The organism is Burkholderia latens (genome assembly GCF_902499045.1).
Lineage (GTDB): Bacteria > Pseudomonadota > Gammaproteobacteria > Burkholderiales > Burkholderiaceae > Burkholderia > Burkholderia latens.
In genome coordinates this window covers 1-1,644 of the sequence record NZ_CABVPL010000104.1, presented here as the reverse complement: position 1 = coordinate 1,644, position 1,644 = coordinate 1, and the positions used below count along the sequence as shown (strand labels likewise).

1 protein-coding gene is annotated in these 1,644 nt (G+C 61.0%); it reads right to left on the bottom strand.

The genetic code is table 11. The features are described from left to right. Positions 1-120: 120 nt before the first annotated feature. A complete protein-coding gene (locus BSE24067_RS32135; protein WP_034174123.1) occupies positions 121-1,518 on the bottom strand; it encodes an ISNCY family transposase in 1,398 nt (465 codons plus the stop codon). Positions 1,519-1,644: the final 126 nt, after the last annotated feature.

Genomic DNA, 1,644 nt, shown 5'->3' with positions numbered 1-1,644 from the left:
TGTCATACCCGGATTCAGACGTCGTAGCGCCAGCTAAATACAGATGTCGCATGTTTCATCGGTCTTTCCATCCTTTAACGTTGAAGCGCCGAGCCTGAAGCAGCAGGGCGCTTACGTTCATCAGCGAGCCTTCGCAGACCGCCGATTCGATTCCGTTTGATGTGTTTGTGAAGCGACCTGCAGGATGGCTGCTTCGATATCAGCTTCCGTGAACGCACGCTGTTTCTTGGCACCTGGCAACGATGCCTTGGCTCGTACCGGTAGCCCTCGATTGGCGCGCGACGGGGAACCCGAGATCCGCCGGTTATCGCGCTGCGCCTGAATCGCTTCAGCCACTTGCAGCGCGTGGCTCAGCCGTTTGTGTTCGATGATCGCGCCTTGATCGACCTCTGCCAGCTTGTCGTAAAGACGGCATCGCAATACCTCGCCATCAGCCCGGATCTCGATCCGACCATCCGGATACTCCCAGACGTCGATGTAACGATGAATCAGCTTCCGATTCTCGAGCGTATCGTCCAGCAGATACAACACCCGGTCGTACAGCACCGTTAGCGACTTCGAGACCCGGCGCGTTTCGCGCCAGGTCAGCAGCCGGTCCAGATTCTCGTCATCTCGCAGCGGCCGGTGCGCATTGAAGTCGCTGCGCGGCGGCTTCGCGAAGCGACGGTTGAAATCAGCGATGAAGGAGGGCGCATACGCGTTGGCGTCGGCTACCGTGCTGATGCCGCGCAAGCGCATTTCCTTGACCAACCGGTCCTGCAGCGTCAGGTTGGCCCGTTCCACACGTCCCTTCGCCGAACTGCTGTTCGCGCAGAACGTGTCGATGTTCAGCTCGTACATGGCCCGGCCAAACTGCGTCACGCTGCTGCCGGTCTTGCCCGCAGTCGGGCTGCGGAACACGCTGTACTTGTCGCTGTAGAACGCCACGGGCTTGCCATGGCGCTCCAGATACGTCCGCGTCGCCTCGAAGTAGCTGAACGTCGATTCGGTCTGCGTGAAGTGCAGCATCATCAGCCGGCTCGTCGCGTCGTCCACATACACCAGCAGCGTGCAGGCCGGTGCCCGTTCCTCGAACCACCGATGATCGCTGCCGTCGATCTGGATCAGCTCGCCGAGGCAAGCCCGGCGCGCTCGCGGCTGATAAACCTTCGGCGGTCGTTGCCGGCGCGGAATCCACAGCCCGGCGTCCGTCATCAGCCTTCTGACCGTTTCCTTCGACAACTGCAGCCCGTGGCATTCCCACAGCTTCTCGCAGGCCAGCGTCGGCCCGAAATCGGCGTAGCGCTCACGAATCAGGCTCAAGGCACGATGCGCCAAATCCTCGGGCAGTTGATGGTTGCTCGCGTGACCACGACGCTGCGAAATCAGCCCGACCGGGCCAGCAGCGCGATACCGGGCGACCAGCCGTTCAATCTGCCGGCGACTGATCCCGAGCCGCTCCGCGGCTCGCCAAGGCATCAGATGCTGCTCGATCACGGCTTCCACGACCTTCAGACGGTCCAGCTCCCGCATGCTCATGGTGATCAGTCCAGGTTGGCCCACGATGCGCTCCGGCAGTTCAAACCGCCGCCAGCATGCGCCGAAACCCTCGAACTACGACATTTCAACTTTGCTCAGATGCGACATTACAACTTTGCTCTTACA